We start from the raw sequence: 3,852 nt of genomic DNA, 5'->3' as shown, positions 1-3,852 counted from the left end.
CGTCCGCGGCGGTGAGCAGGCGCGGGGCCGCCCGGCCCGGGATCAGCGCGGTGGTGATGACGATGTCCACGTCGGCCGCCTGGGCCGAGTACAGGGCCGCCGCCGCCCGGTCGTAGGCCTCGCTCGTCGCCTTGGCGTACCCGTCCGTGGAGACGACCTTCTCCTCGTCGGGGACCTCGACCGGCAGGTACTCGCCACCGATCGATTTGACCTGGTCGGCCACCTCGGGACGCGGATCGGTCGCGCGGACGATCGCGCCGAGGCTGCTGGCCGCACCGATCGCCGCCAGACCCGCCACGCCCGCACCGGCCACCAGCACCTTCGCCGGCGGGACCTTGCCCGCCGCGGTGACCTGTCCGGTGAAGAACCGGCCGAAGTGGTGGGCGGCCTCGATCACGGCGCGGTAGCCGGCGATGTTGGCCATGGAGGACAGGACGTCCATCGACTGCGCACGGGAGATCCGCGGAACCGCGTCCATCGCCAGTGCGGTGACCCCGCGCTCGGCCAGGACGGACAGCAACCGCTCGTTCTGAGCGGGCGCCAGGAGTCCGACGAGGGTGGCGCCCGGCCGCAGTCGCGTCACCTCGGTCTCGGTGGGGACGGCGACCTTCATCACGACGTCGCTCGACCAGGCGGTGTCGCCGTCGACCAGGTCGGCGCCGGCGTCGGCGTAGGCCGCGTCGGAGAACTCGGCGCGGGTTCCCGCCCCGTTCTCCACCACGACCCGGTATCCCAGGCCGATCAGCTTCGCCACCGTCGCCGGCGTGGCGGCCACCCGCCTCTCCGAGGGATCGGACTCGGCGACCACGCCGATCACCGAGGGGGCGGCGGCGGGATCCGGCACCTCGGTCTGCGGGGACATATCGGGGATCTCTTCGAGGCTCGAGGCCATGGGGGTTCCTTCGACAGCATTGTGGAAGACAGCGTTGTGGAGGACAGCGTTGTGATGGGGCGACGCAGGTAGACCGGCACGACCGACCACGAACGATGTCCGATCCTTACACGGTTGCCGGCCCCGGCGTGGGGTCATCCGGGATCGCGTCGGAAACCGGTCTCGGACCTTTCATCACGGGCGATCAGTTCGATGCGAGCCGGGGTACGAGCTCGCGGGCAGGGCGGGCGAGAGGGTGCTCTCTGCTCCGTCCACCTGGTCGGCAATGCCCTCCGGGCCTCGGCATGGTGGTGCCGCTACCCGGGAGCACGTCTGGATGAGCTTACGACACGACAAGAATTGAACTTGATTCAGGTGGGGTGGACGCCGTCCGACCACCCTCCGCCGGAGCTCTGTCGCGCCCGGAAATGCATGAAGCCGGCCTGTCGGCCGGCTTCTCCGGGGCAACCCGGCTGCACTGGATGTGTGGGCGAAGGGGGACTTGAACCCCCACGTCCCGAAGGACACTGGCACCTGAAGCCAGCGCGTCTGCCATTCCGCCACTCGCCCGAGTAACGCCCGAATACGTTAACACGCGCCACACCGGCCGTACCAATCCGCTGGTGGAGCACGGTCACGCGGCCCCCGGGGTGTTTTGAGGCGTGCTTCGGGCCGCTCCCGCCTCTATGATCGACCGGATGCCGCCCACACGAGTGGCGGGGCGGACGAACCAGACGCACACCGCGGAACCGGGCACACACCACAGAAGAGGAGGCACTCATGGGAATCGTCGGCAAGTTCGAACGCACACTCCAGGGTGCGGTGGGGGACGCCTTCGCCCGACTCTTCGGTGGCAAGGTGGTCGCGGCCGAGGTGGAGTCACAGCTACGCAGGCAGGCGGAGGCCTCGCTCAAGGTGGTCGACGGTCACCTGCTCGTCTCCAACAGCTACACCATCACCCTCGCCCGGTCGGACTACGCGTCCTTCACGGAGGACGAGGCCCTGGCCGTCAAGACCTTCTCCCGCCACCTCTCGGATCACATCGCGGAGCAGGGGTGGGAGACCTACGGCCCGGTCACGGTCACGTTCGTCGAGCGCGACGACCTCCACACCGGGCAGCTGCGCATCAACGGGGTCGTGGACCCCGACGCGGTCCCCTTCCACATCTCGGCCGCCGCGCCGGCGCCGGCACCGGGCCATCCGGCTCCGTCGTCGCCGGTCCCCGCGCCGCCGGACGCCAGTCAGGAGAGACACCCCATGAAGGCACCCGCCTCCAACTACCCCGTCGCCACCCGCTCCGGATCCGCAGCCCAGAACACCGGGTGGGGCGGCCCGTCCGACGCCCCCACGCAGATCACCCAGGGACGCGCCTCGCTCTCGGTGACACTTCACCTCGAGGACGGATCCGGTCGGACGTTCCGTCTCCAGCGCGGGTCCAACCTGCTCGGACGCGGCCAGGACGCCGCCTTCCGCCTGCCGGACACCGGGGTGTCCCGGCAGCACGCGGACATCCACTTCGACGGCCGCGAGGCGGTCCTGTCCGACCTGGGCTCCACCAACGGGACCACGGTCAACGAGGGCCCCGTGCAGGACTGGCAGCTGGCGGACGGCGACGTGATCCGGGTAGGACACTCGGAGATCACCGTCCGGTTCGACTAGCCTCGACAGGCATGGACCCCCGGGAACCTCCGGGGGCGATCACACGTTGCCCGAGGTGACCTGACCGGAGAGGGAGGACCGAACTCGTGCAGGGACTCGTTCTGCAACTCTCGCGTGGCCTCCTCCTGGTGATGCTGTGGCTGTTCATCTACCTCGTCCTGCGCGCGCTGAAGACCGATGTCTTCGGCAACGTCGGGATGAGGTCGGGTGGCCAGGGTGAGCGTCGTGGTGGATTCCTCGGCCGCGGCACCAAGGCGATACGCCACCTCGTCGTCACACAGGGCGCCCTGGCCGGAACCCGCATCACCCTCTCCGAGCAGCCGGTCCTGCTCGGCCGCGCCGACTCGTGCACATTGGTGATCGACGACGACTACGCGTCCAACCAGCACGCCAGGCTGTCCCCCCACGGGCCGGACTGGTTCCTCGAGGACCTGGGTTCGACCAACGGCACCTATCTGGACAGATCGCGGGTGACGACACCGGTCAAGGTGGCCGCGGGCACGCCGATCCGGATCGGCAAGACCGTGATCGAGCTGCGCGCGTGACCCCGTCGCTCAGCTACGCCGCCCGCTCACACACGGGGATGGTGCGCGAGAACAACGAGGACTCCGCCTACGCCGCTCCCCGCGTCCTCGTGTTGGCCGACGGCATGGGGGGCCACGCCGCGGGCGAGCTGGCCAGTCAGATCATGGTCGCGACCCTGGCCAGGCTCGACGAGGACCAACCCGGTTCCGACCTCGCCGGCGCGCTCAGCAGGGCGATGAACGAGGGCAACCGGGCGATCGCCGCGCACGTCGAGGCGCATCCGGAGGCCGACGGGATGGGCTGCACGCTGACCGCGCTGCTCTTCGACGGGCGACGCATGGGGCTGCTCCACGTGGGCGACTCACGTGCGTACCTGCTCCGCGACGGCGTCCTCACGCAGATCACCAAGGACGACACCTTCGTCCAGTCACTCGTGGACCGCGGCGAGCTCACCGCCGAGGAAGCCCACGTGCACCCGCGCCGCTCGCTCATCCTCAAGGCTCTCACCGGCGAGCCCGTCGAGCCCACCACCGCCGTCCGGGAAGCCCGGGTGGGAGATCGCTACCTCCTCTGCTCGGACGGCCTGTCCGACCCGGTGAGCACCGAGACCATCGCCGAGACCCTCGCCACCGGCTCCGCCGACGCCGCCGCCGAGCGCCTGGTCCAGCTCGCGCTGCGCTCGGGAGGGCCCGACAACGTGACGGTCGTCGTGGCAGACGTGGTCGACTCCCCACGCGGCGGTTCGGTCGTGCCCGTGGTCGTGGGCGCGGCCTCGACGGACGAGCCCGGCGAGATCG

At 70.2% G+C, this 3,852-nt stretch carries 4 protein-coding genes and 1 tRNA gene; 3 read left to right on the top strand and 2 right to left on the bottom strand.

Going from position 1 to position 3,852, the window contains the following annotated elements; genetic code table 11:
* Positions 1-862: Re/Si-specific NAD(P)(+) transhydrogenase subunit alpha (locus G6019_RS17340; protein WP_241726001.1), on the bottom strand; the 862-nt coding region annotated here is incomplete at its 3' end.
* 496 nt (positions 863-1,358) lie between these two features.
* Positions 1,359-1,441 (bottom strand) — tRNA-Leu (locus tag G6019_RS10950).
* Positions 1,442-1,651: 210 nt separating this feature from the next.
* Between G6019_RS10950 and G6019_RS17670 the strand changes: the two genes are divergently transcribed.
* From G6019_RS17670 to G6019_RS10935, 3 genes are all read left to right on the top strand, one after another.
* Positions 1,652-2,530 (top strand): DUF3662 and FHA domain-containing protein, encoded by an 879-nt coding sequence (locus G6019_RS17670; RefSeq protein WP_107755258.1) that lies wholly within the window; start codon positions 1,652-1,654, stop codon positions 2,528-2,530.
* Between the two features lie 86 nt (positions 2,531-2,616).
* Positions 2,617-3,075, top strand: coding sequence for an FHA domain-containing protein FhaB/FipA (locus G6019_RS10940; RefSeq protein ID WP_107755257.1), 459 nt, complete (start codon positions 2,617-2,619; stop codon positions 3,073-3,075).
* A partial coding sequence (locus tag G6019_RS10935; RefSeq protein ID WP_182627581.1) for a PP2C family protein-serine/threonine phosphatase occupies positions 3,072-3,852 on the top strand: 781 nt, incomplete at its 3' end. The genes G6019_RS10940 and G6019_RS10935, both read left to right, overlap by 4 nt.

It is taken from the genome of Dietzia sp. DQ12-76, from assembly GCF_014145045.1.
GTDB lineage: Bacteria > Actinomycetota > Actinomycetes > Mycobacteriales > Mycobacteriaceae > Dietzia.
The sequence above is the reverse complement of the archived record's forward strand: the minus strand, read 5'-3'. Positions and strand labels throughout refer to the sequence as shown.